This window comes from Pelagirhabdus alkalitolerans (assembly GCF_900096905.1).
Lineage (GTDB): Bacteria > Bacillota > Bacilli > Bacillales > Amphibacillaceae > Pelagirhabdus > Pelagirhabdus alkalitolerans.
Window position 1 is genome coordinate 42,215 of sequence record NZ_FMYI01000001.1, and the last position, 19,592, is coordinate 61,806.

17 protein-coding genes are annotated in these 19,592 nt (G+C 34.0%); 2 read left to right on the top strand and 15 right to left on the bottom strand.

Annotated elements, in window-relative coordinates:
• Positions 1-342: 342 nt before the first annotated feature.
• Positions 343-969 (top strand): response regulator transcription factor, encoded by a 627-nt coding sequence (locus BLR62_RS00165; protein ID WP_176759167.1) that lies wholly within the window; start codon positions 343-345, stop codon positions 967-969.
• 94 nt (positions 970-1,063) lie between these two features.
• Positions 1,064-2,020 (top strand): glycosyltransferase family 2 protein, encoded by a 957-nt coding sequence (locus BLR62_RS00170; RefSeq protein ID WP_090791556.1) that lies wholly within the window; start codon positions 1,064-1,066, stop codon positions 2,018-2,020.
• Positions 2,021-2,081: 61 nt separating this feature from the next.
• Here the strand turns inward: BLR62_RS00170 and BLR62_RS00175 are convergent, their stop codons facing one another.
• From BLR62_RS00175 to BLR62_RS00245, 15 genes are all read right to left on the bottom strand, one after another.
• Complete coding sequence (locus BLR62_RS00175; protein ID WP_090791557.1) at positions 2,082-3,248, bottom strand: nucleotide sugar dehydrogenase; 1,167 nt, start codon at positions 3,246-3,248, stop codon at positions 2,082-2,084.
• Positions 3,249-3,263: 15 nt separating this feature from the next.
• Positions 3,264-4,274 (bottom strand): NAD-dependent epimerase, encoded by a 1,011-nt coding sequence (locus tag BLR62_RS00180; protein ID WP_090791560.1) that lies wholly within the window; start codon positions 4,272-4,274, stop codon positions 3,264-3,266.
• 31 nt (positions 4,275-4,305) lie between these two features.
• Complete coding sequence (gene murB / locus BLR62_RS00185) at positions 4,306-5,196, bottom strand: UDP-N-acetylmuramate dehydrogenase (protein WP_090791563.1); 891 nt, start codon at positions 5,194-5,196, stop codon at positions 4,306-4,308.
• Between the two features lie 25 nt (positions 5,197-5,221).
• On the bottom strand, positions 5,222-6,565 hold the full coding sequence (locus tag BLR62_RS00190; protein ID WP_090791565.1) for a UDP-N-acetylglucosamine 1-carboxyvinyltransferase: 1,344 nt from the start codon (positions 6,563-6,565) through the stop codon (positions 5,222-5,224).
• A gap of 12 nt (positions 6,566-6,577) precedes the next feature.
• Positions 6,578-7,876 (bottom strand): flippase, encoded by a 1,299-nt coding sequence (locus BLR62_RS00195; RefSeq protein WP_090791568.1) that lies wholly within the window; start codon positions 7,874-7,876, stop codon positions 6,578-6,580.
• The gene (locus BLR62_RS00200) at positions 7,877-8,875 is read right to left on the bottom strand and encodes a glycosyltransferase (protein WP_090791571.1); all 999 of its coding nucleotides are present in this window, start codon (positions 8,873-8,875) and stop codon (positions 7,877-7,879) included. It abuts the gene before it with no gap.
• A gap of 19 nt (positions 8,876-8,894) precedes the next feature.
• Positions 8,895-9,935 (bottom strand): glycosyltransferase family 2 protein, encoded by a 1,041-nt coding sequence (locus BLR62_RS00205; protein ID WP_090791573.1) that lies wholly within the window; start codon positions 9,933-9,935, stop codon positions 8,895-8,897.
• 326 nt (positions 9,936-10,261) lie between these two features.
• On the bottom strand, positions 10,262-11,524 hold the full coding sequence (locus tag BLR62_RS00210) for an O-antigen ligase family protein (protein WP_090791577.1): 1,263 nt from the start codon (positions 11,522-11,524) through the stop codon (positions 10,262-10,264).
• Between the two features lie 223 nt (positions 11,525-11,747).
• Positions 11,748-12,911, bottom strand: coding sequence for a glycosyltransferase family 4 protein (locus tag BLR62_RS00215; protein ID WP_090791580.1), 1,164 nt, complete (start codon positions 12,909-12,911; stop codon positions 11,748-11,750).
• Positions 12,912-12,950: 39 nt separating this feature from the next.
• Positions 12,951-14,036, bottom strand: a complete 1,086-nt coding sequence (locus BLR62_RS00220; RefSeq protein ID WP_090791582.1) for a glycosyltransferase family 4 protein — start codon at positions 14,034-14,036, stop codon at positions 12,951-12,953.
• Complete coding sequence (locus BLR62_RS00225; protein WP_090791584.1) at positions 14,002-14,901, bottom strand: NAD-dependent epimerase/dehydratase family protein; 900 nt, start codon at positions 14,899-14,901, stop codon at positions 14,002-14,004. Before BLR62_RS00225 ends, BLR62_RS00220 begins: the two co-directional genes overlap by 35 nt.
• Positions 14,898-15,530 carry a sugar transferase gene (locus BLR62_RS00230; RefSeq protein ID WP_090791587.1) on the bottom strand — a complete coding sequence of 211 codons (633 nt, stop codon included), beginning with the start codon at positions 15,528-15,530 and terminating at the stop codon, positions 14,898-14,900. Before BLR62_RS00230 ends, BLR62_RS00225 begins: the two co-directional genes overlap by 4 nt.
• A 32-nt stretch (positions 15,531-15,562) precedes the next feature.
• Complete coding sequence (locus BLR62_RS00235; protein WP_090791590.1) at positions 15,563-17,389, bottom strand: polysaccharide biosynthesis protein; 1,827 nt, start codon at positions 17,387-17,389, stop codon at positions 15,563-15,565.
• A 72-nt stretch (positions 17,390-17,461) separates the two neighbouring features.
• Positions 17,462-18,346, bottom strand: a complete 885-nt coding sequence (gene galU / locus BLR62_RS00240) for a UTP--glucose-1-phosphate uridylyltransferase GalU (protein ID WP_090791593.1) — start codon at positions 18,344-18,346, stop codon at positions 17,462-17,464.
• 19 nt (positions 18,347-18,365) lie between these two features.
• The gene (locus tag BLR62_RS00245; RefSeq protein WP_090791595.1) at positions 18,366-19,133 is read right to left on the bottom strand and encodes a tyrosine-protein phosphatase; all 768 of its coding nucleotides are present in this window, start codon (positions 19,131-19,133) and stop codon (positions 18,366-18,368) included.
• Positions 19,134-19,592: the final 459 nt, after the last annotated feature.

Sequence of the window (19,592 nt, forward strand, 5' to 3'; positions counted from 1 at the left end):
GTAAAAACACAACAGAGAACGTGTGTAAGCGAATAGCGAAAATGAATATGTTTTGCTAATTAATGCTGAACACTTTCTTCTTTAAATATGGTTATTCGATTCTCCATTCAATGACTATCTTCATCTTAAAATTGAATAGATTCTCTCGATTGCACTTATATTATTATTTCTATGATAATCCAATATTGCCAATCATTTTCTCGAGATTTTTGTCGAATTATGACTTTTCTCCCTGGTGATTTTACCATTTTAGTATGATAAAATTTAATGTGGATTATCAAACTAGGCTTTAGATGAAAACGTTTAAAGTTATCTTGTGTCATGAAAGAGGCGAATAGAAACATGAACATTTTGTTGTTGTTTAGACCATCCATATTATTTGAAGGAATTTATCATGCACTAGCCAGTGAGTTCCCTCAAGTCCATTTCCAATTACATGATGTAAATAAACCTATATCGATAGACAAAGACCAAACATATGATTATATTATGGTCGACTATGATAAATTAGAAAATGGTAATGATTACGTTAAACAGTGGCACTCAGAAGGTCAACAATTGATTCTTTGGATCGATCAACCGAGCCAAAAAAAGTGGAACAGTCTTAAAAATATCAATTTAGTTGGCTACCTTCATCCAAAAATGTCTCAAGAAGAAATGTTTAGTGGCATGCATCATATTTTAAAAGGTCGCACCTTTGTGACACCACTTCTTTGCCGTGATCTCTTACAATTACTTATGCAAGCAAAAAATAGAAACCCTGAAACACTACCAAGACTTACCAAAAGAGAATGGGATGTTTACAAATTACTCGTTGATGGATTCAGTAACGAAGAAATTGCCGATGAGCTTAATCTATCGCCCGCGACGATTAAAAATTACATCAGCTCCATTTTAAAGCAAATAGAAGCCAAGGATCGTACTAATGCAGTGTTAATAGCACTTAAAAACCGGTGGTATGTACTTTAACCCAATACGTATAACAGGAAGCATTCGCTCTATTCAAAGCGAGTGTTTTTTCGTATAATAAGATGAGACACAACGTATCGGAGGCTTTTTAACAATGGTTAAGCTTAGTATAATTATTCCTCATTACAATAGTATACATACTTTAAAACGTTTAATCCGATCGATTCCAATTACCCATCAAATTGAAGTCCTTATCATCGATGATCAATCACAATTACCCTTCGATCATCTAATCGATCATTTTAAATATTTCGAACACCCTTACCTCCACTTTTTTGAGAACGATACGCATCAAAAAGGTGCAGGTGCATGCCGGAATATAGGATTAGAAAAAGCACGTGGGCGCTTTGTTTTATTTGCAGATGCCGATGATTTCTTTGTTGATCAATTCTATAATATCGTAAGGCCTTACTTGACCTCCGATTATGATGTTATCTATTTCACGCCTACTAGTAAATATGAAGAATCTTCAGAAATAGCACCTCGTCACTTTGAATATGAAACTATTATTAAAAATTTTATAACTGTACCGAATCGGTATCATGAATTATGGTTACGTTACAAGTTCAAGCCACCTTGGTCTAAATTAATAGCCCTAGACTTTATTAAAAAACATAGCATCTCCTTTGACCCAGTCATCGCATCAAATGATGTCATGTTTTCTACCAAGGTTGGACACCATATGAAGCATTTCATTGCATTAGACCAAACGATCTATTGTGTGACACAAACTAAAGGAAGTTTAACAAAACGAACAAACATCGATGTATTCAATGCCCGAGTAGATGTCTTTATTGAGTATGCACAATTTCTTAAAACCAAATTATCATCCAAAGAATATGAAAACCTAAACATTCACGGACGTTATCATTTAACACAAGCATTACTGTTCAAACTGAGTCTTAAAACCATTTTTAAAACGTATATGAAACTCCAAAAAAATGGTATTAAAGTATTTGATTTTTGGTTATTGAATCCATTAAAGCTATTGAAAAAAGTGAGAGAAAAGAAACATGAACATCATGTTAATAAAGATTTGTATCAAAAGTAATATCGCCTATCTAAAAAACCATAACAACACCTCTATATGAGGCACTGTTATGGTTTATAACTTAATCACGACTAAATAAGTCGCGTGTATACACTTTGTCTGAGACGTCTTTTAAGTCTTCTGTCAGACGATTCGCCACAATCACGTCAGAAATATCTTTGAACTCATCAAAGGACTTCACAACGCGTGAATGATAGAATTCGTCTTCTTCTAAAACAGGCTCGTACACAACGACATCAATGCCTTTCGCTTTTAAGCGTTTCATAACACCTTGGATCGCTGACTGACGGAAGTTATCAGAGTCTGTCTTCATCGTGAGTCGGTAAATACCAACGACTTCAGGGTTTCGATTTAAAATCATGTCTGCCACATGGTCTTTACGTGTTCGGTTCGCATCAACAATCGCTGACATAATGTTTTGTGGCACATCTTCATAATTCGCAAGTAATTGCTTCGTATCTTTCGGTAAGCAGTAGCCACCGTATCCGAATGACGGGTTGTTGTAGTGATCGCCAATACGCGGATCAAGTCCCACACCTTCGATAATTTGTTTCGAGCTCAACCCACGCACTTCAGCATATGAATCAAGTTCATTAAAGTAAGCGACACGAAGTGCTAAATACGTATTCGCGAATAGCTTAATCGCTTCAGCTTCTGTTGAGTCGGTAAAGAGAATATCAATCTTCTCTTTTAAAGCCCCTTCAGCTAAGAGATTCGCAAACTCTTCTGCACGATCGGACTGTTCACCGACAACAATACGCGATGGATAAAGATTATCATACAGTGCTTTTCCTTCACGTAAAAACTCAGGTGAGAAGACAATGTTTTCTGATTTAAACTTCGCACGCAATTCTAACGTGTACCCAACTGGCACCGTCGATTTAATAATCATTGTGGCTTGTGGGTTAATATCGATCACATCTTGGATCACAGCTTCAACCGTTGATGTATCAAAGTAATTCTTCTCCGGATCATAATTCGTTGGCGTTGAAATAATAACAAAACTGGCATCACGATACGCTTCTTTTGGGTCAATTGTTGCAGTTAAATTCAAATCTTTTGTTGATAAATACTCTTCTAACTCCGGATCAACAATTGGTGACTTTTTGTTATTGATCAGTTTCACTTTTTCTTCTACGACATCTAATGCATAAACCTCATTATATTGAGCGAGTAATACCGCATTCGAGAGCCCAACATAACCCGTACCTGCTACAGCTATTTTCATTGTTTGGCACCTTCCTTATTCATTGTCATAATATGTTTTATACCACTCGACAAATTGTTTTAAGCCTTGATCAATCGTGGTTGTCGGTTTAAATCCTGTCGCTTCTTGCAAGTCATCAATATCCGCATACGTTGCTTTCACATCTCCTGGCTGCATCGGTAAAAATTCTTTATCAGCCTCTATCCCTAAATGCTTTTCAAGTGTTGTAATGAAATCCATCAGTTTGACAGGTTGATTATTACCTATATTATACACCTTATACGGTGCATAACTCGCACTTGGTGTTGGATTTTCACGATCATAATCATCATTACGTTTAGGCGGCTGATCTAATAACCGAACAATACCATCAACAATATCGTCAATATAAGTGAAGTCTCGCATCATCTCACCATTATTAAAGATTTGAATCGTCTCACCTGATAAAATTTTCTTAGTAAATGAAAAGTAGGCCATATCTGGTCGCCCCATCGGTCCATAGACGGTAAAGAAACGCAAGCCTGTTGTTGGAACGTCATATAAATGACTATATGTATGTGCCATTAATTCATTAGACTTTTTCGTCGCTGCATAAAGACTCACAGGGTGATTCACTTCATCTTCTGTTGAAAATGGCATCTTTACATTAGCACCATAAACAGAGCTTGATGATGCATAAATTAAGTGATCCACCTTAAAGTAACGTGCAGCTTCTAGTACATTAACAAACCCAACTACATTGGAATCCACATAAGCATGCGGGTTTTCTAAACTGTAACGAACACCCGCTTGTGCTGCGAGGTTGATAATGACATCGATTTTGTGGTCATTAAAGACTTGGTTCAACTTGTCACGATCCTCTAATCCAGCATGATAGAAAGTAAAATCGCCATACCTTTCTAGAATACTTAATCGATCTTTTTTCAACTGGACATCATAGTAATCATTGATATTATCATAACCAATGATCGTATGTCCTTCTTCTAATAAACGTTTTGATAGATGCATACCGATGAAACCGGCAGCGCCAGTGACGAAAATCTTCATATTTTAACCTCCTATTACCGGTTGATTTGATTTAGTGTATTTTCCATTCCAATTCTAAATCAATATCAAACTTTTCTTTTACTTTCTTCTGTGCCAGTTCAATGAGCGATAAGACCTGTTCTGAAGTCGCTTTTCCAGTATTAACAATAAAACCAGGGTGTTTATTGGAAATCATAGCATCACCTATCTTATACCCTCTAAGCCCTACTTCATCAAATAGTTTCCAAACGTAAAAATCTTCACCATTGTGTGTAGGTCTCTTGAACACACTACCGGCATTAGGATAGTTTCTTGGTTGCTTCATATATCTTTGGCGTTTTATCCTCAGTATTTCATCTAAAATAGACTCATAATTTTCACTTTTTTGTTCTTCTGATGTATTTTTGAAAACAGTTGTTAAAATAATATCCTTGCGAGTTCCCCATTTAGATGATCGTCTACCAAAATCTTTCTCAGTCACCTTGTCTGTTTTTATCTTATCTTCTTCTAAAGAATAATAAGTAATTTGATCTAATAATTGACCAATCGTATCTTTATATGTTCCAGCGTTCATAGTAACAGCTCCACCAATACTTCCAGGAACATCTTCTAAAAATTCATATCCGGAAATTCCTGCTTGTAAAGCAAACCAACTTAAAGATGATAACAGAACACCTGTTTCAGCTATTATCTGATCGTTTGATAGATACAAAGCATCCAAATGTTTAAAACTTACAAATACATACTCTTCAGCGTAAGTCTGTTTAGATAATAATATGTTTGATCCGTTACCTAAAATAATGATCTTTTGATTTTTAAAATCATTATAGATATCTTTGACGCCTTGCTCATTTAAAGGAAATAAAACTGTTTCGGCCATAGCATCCAAACGCAAAGTATTGTATTGTTTAAGAGAACAATTTTTCATAACCAAGTAATTCATGCAATAACTCCTTTAAAATAGGTATCTATTCTTTAACCTTTTTTATATTAGCTCCCAGCTCAGTAAATAATTCAACAAAATTGCCGTAACCACGTTCTAACTGATAAAGGTTTGTTATTACCGATTCTCCCTCTGCAGCTAAAGCAGCTACGGCTACCGCAGCCCCTCCTCGGATATCAGTTGCTTTAACATACGAAGCTGATAATTTTTCTACACCTTTCACCTTAGCAATTTGACCTTGAGCTCCATTAACGCACTTAAAATCACTTGATTCTACACTAATATTTGCACCCATTTTATTCAATTCATAACAATATTTGAACCGACCATCTAATATGGTCTCTTTAATTTTCGATTCACCCTCTGCAGTTGTCATTAGCAATGTGTGAAGAGGTTGAATGTCCGTATGAAATCCTGGATAAGCTTTTGTAGTTATATCAGTAGCTTTCAACTTATTTGTACCATCTATAAAAAGATTATTGGTTCTTTGTTCAATAGTTAAACCACTGTCACGCCAAGTTTTAATTTCGGAAGTTAGTAATTTCTCATCAAAATTTTTAATTATTACTTTTCCTCCGGTCAAACCTGTTGCTGCAACCACTGTTGCGCCAATAATACGGTCTGGCATAACTGAGTGATTAACTCCATTTAGCTTATTAACACCAACTATTTTAAGAGTCTCATCGTCTAGCCAATTAACTTCAGCACCCATTTTATTCAATAGATGTATAACGTCTATAACTTCCGGGTTTTTAGCAGCATTATGAATAAATGTGTGAATTCCTTCTTTTTTCACTGCTGCAAACAAAGCATTTAATGTACCACCAAATGTAGGATAATAGAAATCAATTGTTACATTATCCATTGAAGGTTGGTATTGTACTGATATGCCTTCATTCTCTTCCACTAAATTATTAAAACTACGTAAAGCATCAACATGCATATCGTGCTTTCGATTCCCTAAATCACAGCCGCCTGGCATGGGAAGTTCTAAATCTTTTTTCCAAGCAATTGAAAGTCCTAGTAATAATAATGAATGTCTTATTTTTCCTGCAACTTCTCCTTCAAGCTGACCTCCATGCCAGTTTGAACCAGAACACGTTACTTCTTTATTATTTTCATCAACCATTACATCTGCACCCATATCAATTAATAATTTAATTAATTGCTTAACATCATTTAATTCTGTAGGTACATTTCTTAATTTTACCACATCATCAGAAAGACATGCTGCTACAATAGAGGGTAATGCTGCATTTTTTGCACCATCGATTTCTACTTCCCCCATTAAAGAAGCTCCACCATTTATTTTTAAAATCGGATCAACTGTTTTTGCATTATTTATCTCATCCTTTAGAACATTTTCCATAAACTCACAACCTTACTTCATTTTTTTAAGTATATTTATGATTAAGATAAAATCCTCTTTCTTTACAATTAATAAGTCTCTCAGTTTCATATGCTCTTTTTTAGCGTATACGATTCCATATGTTAAACCACCAATTGTATAACTAATGGTTGAAGCAATAGCTGCTCCATTCACACTATAAAGTGGTATTAATATTAAATTTAAAACTACATTTATCATCAATGGAGCGATAAATACAGCTAACCCATAGAGAGGATACCCTCTTGCAGCTAATGATGGATGTAATATCTTTGATATCACAATCATCAGAACTCCTGGCAATAATAAATTTATAACTTGGGCTGATTGCTGATATTCGATTCCATAAATAAACGTTACGAAAAAATTCGAAGCTAATCCGAATATCATTACTACAAATAGTAAAGATACTAGTGACAACCTTAGTAATCTAGCTGACCTTAAAGAGGCTTCTCCGTCAGTTTTACTATTTGCACTTCGAGCAAACAACACCACTGATATAGCGGCTGGTAATTGCCATATCAACTCTGCTAAATGAGCTCCAACTGAATAAATTCCAACTTCAGATGCTGAAACCATATTTTCTAAAATGACAATATCTATCTTATAATTTAGCTGAAGAATAAATAATGCGAGCGCAAATGCAATTCCTTTTTTAAACATTTCTTTAGGTATTGGCTTGATATACTTAAATTCAATACGAGCTGTTTTTCTAATCACTGTTAAGAAATATATAAGACTTGAAAAAGCAACAAGAAATGTTACTGTTGCCGCTCCATAGACCCCAAAGTCTAAGATCCATACTAGCAACAATACACCCAATAAATTCGTTATAAATGAAAGTAATACTTTAATATTTATATTGCCAATTTTTTGTTGACCTTGAATAATTCCATTAAAATAAAAAACTAATATTTTTGTTGGCACATACATCAAGCCAATTAGTATAAGCCAATGATTATACTCACTAGTGAAAGGCATTAAATAGTATGATAATACGACAATAGTGGAAATAAATGATGTAATTATCCACAAAACTAAACTAGAAGACAGAACGTCTTGTACTGAGTATATATTTCGACCAATAAAATAAGCTGATGCTTGCCTTACACCCAAATCCGCGAGACTTATCATTACATTTGGAACTACAAACAGTGCTGTGACAACCCCTTTTCCATCAGGTCCTAATAATCTTGCCAAAAGAACCGAAATTATAAAACTTCCACCTAAAAATATAAGTTTTGTTCCAAAAGTTAATATGATGTCTATACCTGTATTTGATTTCTCTACCATTTAATCTTCCTCACGATTGCTATTTAAGCTTCGTTTAGTTTGTTTCAAAAATCTTATAATATTTGATGTGGTTTTATAAAACAACTTATTACGAATAGACATTACTATCATAAATTTAAGTAACGAATTTATCAGAGTGCGTTTTTCATTCATACTAAGATTTATAATGTTTTTTGCCATAACTAAATCATATTCAACATAATCATTTAATGATATTTTCATGAGTTCATGGGAAACGCTTTTTGATTTTCTCCTAAAAAACGGAGCATATATGCCGTATTTATCTATCAAATCCGGTTCACCTTTCACACGTAAATCTATACATTGTTTACTAATTTCATTGAAGTTTTTTTGCATTGCAATTTTTTCAGATGACGTACTTACCCCATCTGAAAGCATATACCTTTTATACAAAACCTCCGGAATGATATGAAAATCTGTGACTAAACTCATTCTCATCCACAGGTCTCTATCCTGGGAGTATTTGAAAAAATCTCGATATCCTCCTACTTGATTATATACACTTTTTCGAAACATAACCTCACCATGTGTGAAAAAATTTCTTTGCCTTATTGCTTGTGTTAAATCTAATTCTTTAGGAATAACTGGTTTCAATACATTAGATTGTTCTTTTATAGAATTGTAATTATTCACATAACAACCGACTAAACCTATTTTATCGTTATTCATTAATACGTCCTTCTGTTTTTCTATTCTTCTTGGATAAGAGATATCTCCAGAGCCATGTATTGCAACATAGTCACCTTTCGCTAATGCCACACCTTTAATCACTGATTTTACAAATCCCATATTTTTATGACTAATCACTGAATACCTTGGATCCTTGATTGACAATAGATTCTCATAAGTATTGTCAGTAGAACCATCATCTATAGCAATAACTTCTATAGATTCATATGTTTGACTTAATAAGCTCATAATCGAATCAATCACATGATCTTCTCGATTATAATAAACTGTAATAATTGAAACCAACAAATCAACTCACCTCTTTACTTTAAAACCTTGTAACTCTAAATTGATATATTACATTATAGTTTTTTATAAACAAGCCAAATTTCATAATAAGGTAAATAATCATATCTACTATTCCATATAGTCCCCAGATCGTTAATGCGCTTCTAACATCTTTTTTAAAGATCACATTTTTCAACCATACATAACCCAATTTCCGTTTTAATTGTTTATGATCCATTCTGGGTTTTATGTTTAATGTTTGAGAAATTTTAAATAAAGTCTTTTTTAGTAATTTCATATCGACTTCCTTATCTCGTGGTGCATAAATAGCATTAGTGTAATTAAGTATTTCCTGATCACTCAATGAAAAACCAAGTGAGGATAGCCATTTATTAAATATTTCTTTATGCCTTAAGGAGGATGATTCTTTGAAACTATTAGTTATATTTTCGTTACTAACTCTATAGTAAAGTAAAACATTCGATAAATTTTTTATAATAAGTTGTTTATTAATTATTTCAAGCCACAATCCATAATCTTGTGAAGCGATTAAAGATTCATCATATTTTATGTTATTATCCAGTAATGACTGCAATCTGATAAAAGCGGTGGGATGCATAATGGGATTGCTAACTAATAATCTAGCATTTATTTCTTTAGTGCTTAACTCTTTATATTTGAAATGTCCTTTTCTTTTATTGTTAAAAAAATGATAAACTTGTGCACCTAAAACATCTACATTTTGATTATTTTCCATATATTCGTACTGTTTTTTTAATCTATCCCTATGAGCTATATCATCAGAATCCATTCTTGCAATATATCTACTTTCAACAAGTTTCAACCCTTTATTTAAAGACTTTGTTAATCCAATATTGGACTCATTATTTATTAATTTAATTCGATTATCTTTAAAACTTTCAATGATCTCAAGGCTATGATCACTCGAAGCATCATTTATAATTAACAAACAAAAATCTTTAAATGTTTGATTTAAGATGCTTTTTATTGACTCTTCAAGATGCCCCTCACCATTGTACACTGACATAAGGACAGTGATAGGTATTTTGATTGCATTCACGAATTTTCACCTCATTATATCTTAAATCTGTCATACTACGGAGCGTTATTTTTGGTTTAAAAGTGTTCATTTTTATTGAGCAAATATTGTCTACTTTAGTTTGTCATTTAAAGATGCTTTAAAATTAAACAAGTTAATTAAAAAGCACTTATATTTCTGATGCCTAGTGAATTATTATAAAAATTATTTTCTTACATTTTATAAATAATACATCATCTAAGTACAGTACAGATTAAAATTTTCAACTTTTTTCCATCATTATAACCCTGAGTAGTTTGTCATATCTCCAATTATGTTTTTATAGTGATATATCAAAGGAACCTAATTTATATTTTTGGTGTTTCATAGTTACTATATTTATAATAATTAGCAAAAATAAGTGGAAGAATCACCCAAAGAATTCTATACTGTATGGCTGCAGCAGTTAATTGATATATCAATATATTCAAAATAATAAGTGATACTGATAGTGCGTGTGTTTTTCTTTCTTTAAATGCTTTCATTACATTAACTATACAAATATAAATCAATAATACGAAAATAATGGTAAAAATCATTATTCCAAAAATTCCATTCTCTACTAATATTTCTAAATATGAATTATGAGATGCATCACCAACAATCTCATTAAAATTACCTGAACCAACACCTAGAAATGGTGATGTTTCAAATGCTTCCATCCCAGATCGAATAATCCTTTCTCGCGGAGAAACTCCGGAGGTGACACCAACAGCTCCTTCTAAACCCAAGACTCTTCTAACTGCTAGAGAACTTAAAACAAAACTGTTAATGATATAATATACTGGAATTATAGACAACAGTAAAAAAAATATTTTTGAGATAGATAAACGAATTCCATTTTTAACCAATGGATTTAAAACAACTAATAATAACGAAGATGCGATAATTAATAAAAAGCTTCTTGAACCGGAGTAGAACCCTGAAATTAGTAATAAAATCATTATTAGAAGATTTAAATATTTTTTTTTGAAAATTACTTTTTCATTGTCTAACATAGTACCAATCATTAATGGGATAATTATACTTAAATAAAATATAAATACCCCTTGCCATCTAAATGTAGCCGCTATACGATGACCACCACCTCTAATATTCCCCCATAAGAATAGATCTCTAAAGATAGGTATGTCATTGATAGCTAGGATCTGAAATAACCCTACAATACTTACAACCACGCTTGAATAAAACCAAATATTTTTATACTGATTAATTAATTTGTTAGCTATAATATGATTTGTCATAAAAAACATAGCGATTAAATACATCAAATACTTAAATATCACGGAAGCCGTATTTGAATAAGATACTTCATCAATAGTTTGAAGTAGATAAAAACCTGAAATTGCTTGATAAAATATTAAAAAAAGCATCACTAAAAAAAATATGTTTAATAGTCGGTTATCTCGTATATATTTAAGTTTCAACATATTTATTAGAATGAAAATTATAATAAATACATCAAATATTACAATTCTACCAATTGGTGTATAAAAAGCTAAATTATCTAGATCTAACAAAATAGCTGAATAAACTAATAAACATATTGTTATCCACTTAATTTTATTCATATATTCACCTGCTAATCCTTTATAAATAAAACAATAATTAAATACATTAAATTTCTGAAGTTAGAAACTTGCATTAATAAGAAAATTATAATTATTCTATTATTAATAAATTACCTAAGTAATTCACATATATTAATCTACCAATTGTACAACCTAAAGATTTTCTATATTTTAAAATTTAGTAGTTCTTAAATAAAATCAATAGACAGATTTTCTGATACAATTAACTGTTATCAATTACAAACTGTTTTAAAAATTCATTTCGTCTTGACTCAATTATTTCTTTTCTATATTTTTTTGCTTCATTGAAATTTTTATCCGCTTGCTCCAGTTGCTTCTTTTTATCCAAACTTTTTATAATTTCTACAATTTCACTTGAGTTATTAAATTTATTTTCGAATATCATGTCTTTTTCTAATAATTCAGGTATCCCTGCTGTTTCCGCTCCAATTGAAGGTACTGCACGACTCATTGCTTCTATTAATGCTCTTGGAAGTCCCTCTTGCTTACTTGGTTGAGCATATAAATCAATTGTATCTAACCAATTAAATACTTCATCATGAGGCATCGCTCCCCAAAATTTAACTTGATTTACTACATTATATTTCTCTGCAATTTTTCTCAAATATGATTGGTCACCCTTCCCAACCAAATGGTATTCATAATTGCTTTTTCCTTGCTTTTTCAATTCACTTAATGCTTTTATCATGTATTGCTGACCTTTAAACTTAACATCTACAGCAGCTGTGGTTCCAATGATTGTTTTTTCATTTTGATTCTTATTTTTAATTTTTCGTTCTCTTTTTTCGATAACTTCTTTATCAAATTTAGTTAGTGATACATTTGAACAGCTTATATTCTTACCTTGTGTTGGATATCGTTTTTGTAAAAATTGATTTGTAACATAAATAGTATGACTCGCTACCTTTACATATCGCTTTAACTTAAAGTATTCCAATGGTGCAATTACCTTACCTTTCAAACTATGATTCCACAACCCATCCCAAGGGCATGCTACTACTTCAATTAAGTAAGGTATATTATGTTTTTTAGCAAACTTCACTGATAATAATCCTATACTACTATTCCTAGCAATAACATAGTCCGCCTTTTTCACTTCTTCCTCTATTAATTTATTAGCTCTTATGATTTTATAATATTTTTTTACTGACTTATAATCTGGAACTCTAATAAATTTAACTCTTTCAGCGGTCGCATTGGTCATGTCTTTTGGTCTGCAATCAATGTCAATTTGCCTGGATACAAAGTTAACTTCATCAAAAATCTCTGTGTACCTCTTTAAAGCTTCGGTAGAAAAACTACCATTACTAAAATATTCTTGTTTGAATTTATAAAATTTATGATCATGTGCGTACAATAATCGCATCCAATTTACCTCCTTCGACATGAACGATTAATTAAAAAATTAATTTATTCTTTTTAGATACTGTTCAACCACAATTTTCCTATCAAATTCTCTACTTACTTTTTCTCTTCCACTATTCCCCATACTTTTTTTCTCACTTGATACCGCACAGAGAAATTGCTCGATTTTTTCTATTAGGCTAGTGGTGTCTTTGGGTTTAACCAAATAACCATTTATACCGTCTTCAACTGCTTCTCGACATCCACTTCGATCAGTCGTTATGATGGGTCTAGCACAAGCTGCACTCTCCAGCAAAACATTTGAAAGGCCTTCAGGGTAATATGTAGGGTGCACTGTACAATGGACACTTTTCAAAACCTCTCGTATATCACGAATCATACCATGATAATGTATAATACCATCTTGATGTAACTGATTTAATTCACCTTCATATTCTTCTTCACAAAAACCACATACGTGAAAAATTGTGTTTGGGTACTTTTTCTTAATTACCTTAGCTGCTTCTAAATATTGATCAATCCCTTTTTGTTTCATAATTCTTGAGATAAAGGCAAATTCTACTGTTTCTCCGTCAGGATAAGGAAGTGGCTTGAAATGTTCTAAATTAACACCAGAACCTGGTAGAACATGATGCTTTTTAATCGCAATATTTCGATCGACAAAGAACTGTTTATTTTCTTCATTTTGAAAAAATACCGTGTTTACATTTCGAAATGCATAACGATAAAGTAGTGTGGTAATCCTTTGCATCACTCCACCATTTTCTACTGCCGTACCCAATCCTGTAATATTAGCTATATATGGGATACCTTGTGATTGTGCGGCAATTCCACCATAAATATTCGGTTTAATAGTGAATGTTAAGACAACATCTGGTTGAATTGATTTCATCATCCGTTTATATTCACGAATAAGTTTTAACTCACCAAAAATATTGGTACTATGCCTCCTCATGTCAGTTTCAACATAGTCACTACCCATTGCTATTAAATCATCAATTCGCTCCCCATAAGGCGAGGAAATAATTACATTATGACCTTGTTGAATAAGCTCTTCTACAATTTCTTTTCTAAAGTTGTATATAACTATATCATGGTTTACTAATATTAGTATCGTCTTCCCCATACTTCTGCCTACTCTCTGTTCTTTCAAGCGATCTGTATAAATCCACCATGTTATAAGACCCTTTATACTGACTTAAATGTTTATCATATACTAAATTCCCAAACACTTTGTTTACTGTATTCACACGATTTATAAATAGATAGATTAGAGGGTTAAACAATCTTGTTAACCACACTTTCTTTCCATGTACTTTTGAGATTTGTTTAACTAACTCACTTGTTTTGACATACTCTTTATTTTGCGGGAAAAATAATCCGTTATCTTGCTTATCAATGACTAATCGTAAAAATTCCGTTAGGTTATCCACATGTAGCATGCTTCTTTGGTTCTCTATATTAGGAAAAACCGGTGTTAACCGGGCTAATTTAGATAATTTAGGATAATTTCCTTTGGATCCTTTTCCATAAATCATCGGTGGGCGAATAATCGCAACCTTAAATTGATCATCACTAAGCGGCTCTATACCTCGTTCAGCTTGTAGCTTACTTTCACCATAAAAGTTGCTTGGATTGGGTTCAGTATCTCTTGTAATCACATCTAAATCTGATGAACCATCACCATAGACAATAATACTACTCATAAAAATGAATTGGGCGACGCCTTCTTTTTTCGCTTTTTTAGCGACATCTATTGTCAGGTCTCGATTCACTTGGTAGTATAGCTCTTCCATTTTAGGATCTGTTGACACATGCGCAATCCCAGCTACATGAAACACCACATCATATGTTGAAAAGTCAACTGATTTCCAGTCCTCACCTCTGACGCTAATCGTATCTACTTGATAAGCATCACCATAAGGTTCTAACCACTCTTCAAACTTATTCCCAATGTAACTATTTTCGCCTGTGATTAGAATTCTTTTCATGGTTGAGTGTACTCCTTTTTGTCCTGATAGGTGGTCTCATGGCTGCCTGTTCCACCTTCAACGACACCATCACTTCTAAGGACCGATAGGAATGTACCAAAGAAGCAACGCAGATCCATTCTTGCTCCATAATGCTTGATGTAATCACCGTCTAGTGCTGCTTTCACATCTATGGGTAATTCATCTCGACCATTTATTTGAGCCCATCCTGTTAAACCTGGTAACACGTTATGAACATGATAACGATCGCGTTCTTCAATTAAGTCATATTGGTTCCACAGGGCTGGTCTTGGACCAACAATTGCCATTTGCCCAACTAAAATATTGAAGATTTGGGGGAGCTCATCTAAACTTGTTTTACGTAAAAACTTTCCCATTCGTGTAATATATTGATCTGGATTGCTCAGCAAATGCGTTGGTGTATCTTTAGGTGTGTCGATTCGCATTGTTCGGAATTTCAATATATTAAAATAAGTTTTATTTAACCCAACACGTTTTTGCTTGAAAAAGATGGGTCCCTTTGAATCTAGTTTAATTAGAATAAATAATAAGATAAAAACTGGTGATAAGATGACAATGCCGATCAGTGACATCAAAAAATCAATCACTCGCTTTACTTTTGTATACATAATCAAGTATGTCTCCTTTAAAGTGACGGTAGTTATGAAATATTAGATGTTACATCAGATTCATGATAAACAATCGACATCAAACGTTCTTTTAATGTTTCATTTGTTAAATCATCATGGACCTCAATTAAGTCAAACACCGATTGTGCATCGACTTTTTTAGTCCGACCTACGTAAATTTTGCTATAGACTTCACCCGGCAATACTTCATCATCACCTAATAGCTCTTCATACATTTTCTCGCCTGGGCGTATGCCGGCGAACTCAATCGGAATATCATCGGTCGTGTAGCCTGATAATTTAATTAAGTTTTTCGCCAAGTCGACAATTTTAACAGGTTCACCCATGTCCAAAACAAAAATCTCGCCACCCTTAGCTAGTGTCCCTGCTTGAATCACAAGACGTGACGCTTCAGGAATAGTCATGAAATAGCGTGTCATATCTGGGTGGGTAACGGTAACGGGGCCACCTTTTGCAATTTGTTTTTTAAAGAGTGGGATAACAGAACCACGACTACCTAAGACGTTACCAAAACGGACAGCGACAAACTTGGTTGAGCTTTTCGCCGCTAAGTCTTGGACAACCATTTCTGCTAACCGTTTCGTTGCTCCCATTACATTCGCAGGATTGACTGCTTTGTCAGTTGATACGAGTACGAACGTTTCAGTACCGAATGTATCCGCTGCTTCTGCTACATTGCGTGTACCCATGACGTTATTTTTAATCGCTTCATGAGGGTTGTGTTCCATGAGTGGTACGTGTTTATGCGCAGCTGCATGATAAATAATACATGGATTATATTGATTAACTATGTCAAAAATCCGTTCGCGATCTTGGACGTCCCCTATAATCGGAATAATTTCAGTTTCTTGATCTGCAAATACTTGTCGTAATTCCATATCAATGGAATAAATGCTGAATTCACCATGACCGACTAGTAAAATCCGACTTGGTTTAAATTGCATGAGCTGACGACAAATTTCAGATCCGATCGAACCCCCTGCACCTGTCACCATCACCGTGTTGTTTTCGACGTATTTTGAAATAGCGTCAATATCAAGCTGAACGGGTTCACGACCGAGGACGTCTTCAACATCGACATTTCTCAGTGCTTTAACCGATACTTTACCCGTTGCGATATCTTCAATTTTCGGCAAAATTTGCAGTTTAGCCTCTGTTTCATTACACCGGGCAATAATGTCTGTTAATTGGCCATTTCGAAGTGATGGAATCGCAATGATAATGTGTTCGATTTGTTTGTTTTCAACAACGGCCCCGATGTGCTGTGTTGTTCCTAAAACCGGTATATCAAATATTTGCATACGTTGTTTAAACGCATCATCATCAACAAAAGCAACGGGGTGTAAATCTGATTCTGACGTTCCATTCGTTAACTGACGCGCAATCATCGCTCCGGCATCACCGGCACCTACGATTAATGTTCGTTTTAAATCTTTACCTTTGTTAATATAACGGTCTCTAAACATACGCCAAGCAAAACGAGATCCTCCGAGGAATGTTACATGAAGAAGCCATGTGACAACTAAAGCACGTCTATAGACAGAAAAGTCATTAATAATAAATTGAATGAGTCCAGTTGAAACAACTGCTAGCGTAACGGAATAGACGATGGCTTTTAGTTCATTCACACTGGCATAAGACCAGACTTTATGATAGAGCTTGAAGCCAACAGCATATAAGTGATGAAAGATAAGTAATGCGATCGCACTGACTAACACCGTTGTATTTGACCAAACACCCATAACTGGATACACGACCCATGAGGCAACTACAATCGCTGCCATGACTATAACTGAATCAAGGAGAACGAGTGAGACCATTCGATTTCTGTAATTCATAATGTTGACTCCTTTAATTAATTGATCACACAAGTGTGTGATGTAGCGAGGCCACACCACACAATAAATGAACTATTGATTGACTTTAAACTGTTCGGTTAACTGGATCAGCATCTCTTTCACATCATCACCGATCTCATCATTTTGTAGGGCAAATTCGATCGTTGTTTTGACAAATCCGAGCTTTTCACCAACATCATGACGTTCACCATTGAAATCGTAAGCATAAACTTTTTGGAGTTCATTTAACATTTGGATTGCATCTGTTAATTGAATCTCACCACCTGCCCCAATCTCTTGGCGATCCAGAAAACGGAAAATTTCAGGCGTGAAGACATAACGCCCCATAATCGCTAAGTTAGAAGGTGCTGTGCCTTGAGCTGGTTTTTCTACAAAATTATTCACTTGATAGCGTTGGCCATTTTTTGATTTTGGATCGACAATACCGTAACGATGGGTTTGCTCATCCGGTACTTGTTGTACACCAATCACCGATGATTCGGTTTCTTCGTATTGATTAATCAGCTGTTTTAAACACGGGACATCACTTTGAACGATGTCATCACCAAGTAGTACCGCAAATGGTTCGTCTCCAATGAATTTACGCGCACACCAAACGGCATGCCCTAATCCTTTAGGTTCTTTTTGACGGATATAGTGAATATCAGCCAAGTTCGTCGACTGTTCCACTTTATGTAGTAAATCAAGTTTATTTTTCTCTTTTAAGTTCGCTTCTAGTTCTGGTGCAAAATCGAAGTGATCCTCGATTGCGCGTTTACCTTTTCCTGTCACGATGATAATATCTTCAATACCCGATGCGACTGCTTCTTCAACAATATATTGAATGGTTGGCTTATCGACAATCGGTAACATTTCTTTCGGTTGTGCTTTTGTAGCTGGTAGGAAACGTGTCCCAAGTCCAGCAGCTGGGATAATTGCTTTTTTGACTTTTTTCATTGTGTATTCTCCTTATCACTTAAAATAATCCAAAAAACTTCTTACGTTCGATTCTTAACGGTTCATTCACAAATACAGGTTCTCCCTCTACTAAGAGTCGAGCATTTTCTGTGAACATGTAAAGCGTGGATACGCCGTATGTTTTCTCAATTTCCTTTGTTGCTTCAGTCATCATAAAGCCTCGTGAAGTGACACCGTGTGCATCCGAGGCAATGAAATGGGTTAGATTAGATTCAATCAGTTCATGTGAGAACTTCTTCATTTTCTTTCCGAATTTCCCTACTAAACTACTTGCCGTTATTTGTGTTAAAACACCTTGTCGGACAAATTCATAGAGACGATTTGGGTGTTCTAAAAACTCTGTATTCCGCTCTGGATGAACAATAACAGGTACAAGATCGTGCAGCTGAATATCGAACAGTAACTGCTTGGTAAAGCGCGGAATGTGATTGGTCGGCAGCTCAACGAACAAATAGCGTCCCGACTGATTCATTGTTAATAGGTCATTGTGCTCTATATCATTAACGAGTTCACCATATAGGCGGATTTCTTGACCTGGTAAAATGGTCAATGGAAGATTCCGATCTTGCAATTGTCTATTTAAGTTTTCAACTGCACTTAAGACTTTCTCTTTTGGGTTATCGTAACGGCCATTCTTATGATGTGGTGTGGCTACAATTGTATGAATCCCTTGATTTATTGCTTCTTTAGCCATTGCAACACTTTCTTCAATATGTTTTGCCCCATCATCTAGACCGGGCAAAATATGACAATGTGTATCTATCATTGTGCACACTCACCTTTACATTATTTTTACATAATAAATTAATTATAACAGGGTACAGATAAGATTGAAACCCTGATTTTACGCATTTCACAGCATAAAACGTGACTTGAGTCATATTCGACTAATCTCGACAATTCTCATATATTTGTATTTATAGTACTTTTTTCATGCTATCACTGAATGAAAGCGTTTTTTTATTTTGCAATTTCCTTTTTCATTAAAAAAATGAATTGTCATATATTCAACAAAAAAAGACAAATGTTAAATATGCGTTAAAGGATTATTCTATTATTACTCATGGTTTATCATAGTCGATCATGTGGTAATGAATGTGTCAGTACATACAAAAACCGAACTCAACAAACGTCAAGTTCGGTTAACGGGTCCAATTGATCTTTTAAATAAATCGGCTCTTATTCTTCAGTAGCGTCATTTCACAAAGCACCCATAATCGTAGGT

Excerpts from the sequence above, each read along its gene's own strand:
- BLR62_RS00165 (WP_176759167.1), top strand. The coding sequence starts at position 343 with ATGAACATTTTGTTGTTGTTTAGACCATCCATATTATTTGAAGGAATT.
- BLR62_RS00170 (WP_090791556.1), top strand. The coding sequence starts at position 1,064 with ATGGTTAAGCTTAGTATAATTATTCCTCATTACAATAGTATACATACT.
- BLR62_RS00175 (WP_090791557.1), bottom strand. The coding sequence starts at position 3,248 with ATGAAAATAGCTGTAGCAGGTACGGGTTATGTTGGGCTCTCGAATGCG.
- BLR62_RS00180 (WP_090791560.1), bottom strand. The coding sequence starts at position 4,274 with ATGAAGATTTTCGTCACTGGCGCTGCCGGTTTCATCGGTATGCATCTA.
- murB (WP_090791563.1), bottom strand. The coding sequence starts at position 5,196 with ATGAATTACTTGGTTATGAAAAATTGTTCTCTTAAACAATACAATACT.
- BLR62_RS00190 (WP_090791565.1), bottom strand. The coding sequence starts at position 6,565 with ATGGAAAATGTTCTAAAGGATGAGATAAATAATGCAAAAACAGTTGAT.
- BLR62_RS00195 (WP_090791568.1), bottom strand. The coding sequence starts at position 7,876 with ATGGTAGAGAAATCAAATACAGGTATAGACATCATATTAACTTTTGGA.
- BLR62_RS00210 (WP_090791577.1), bottom strand. The coding sequence starts at position 11,524 with ATGAATAAAATTAAGTGGATAACAATATGTTTATTAGTTTATTCAGCT.
- BLR62_RS00215 (WP_090791580.1), bottom strand. The coding sequence starts at position 12,911 with ATGCGATTATTGTACGCACATGATCATAAATTTTATAAATTCAAACAA.
- BLR62_RS00220 (WP_090791582.1), bottom strand. The coding sequence starts at position 14,036 with ATGGGGAAGACGATACTAATATTAGTAAACCATGATATAGTTATATAC.
- BLR62_RS00225 (WP_090791584.1), bottom strand. The coding sequence starts at position 14,901 with ATGAAAAGAATTCTAATCACAGGCGAAAATAGTTACATTGGGAATAAG.
- BLR62_RS00230 (WP_090791587.1), bottom strand. The coding sequence starts at position 15,530 with ATGTATACAAAAGTAAAGCGAGTGATTGATTTTTTGATGTCACTGATC.
- BLR62_RS00235 (WP_090791590.1), bottom strand. The coding sequence starts at position 17,389 with ATGAATTACAGAAATCGAATGGTCTCACTCGTTCTCCTTGATTCAGTT.
- galU (WP_090791593.1), bottom strand. The coding sequence starts at position 18,346 with ATGAAAAAAGTCAAAAAAGCAATTATCCCAGCTGCTGGACTTGGGACA.
- BLR62_RS00245 (WP_090791595.1), bottom strand. The coding sequence starts at position 19,133 with ATGATAGATACACATTGTCATATTTTGCCCGGTCTAGATGATGGGGCA.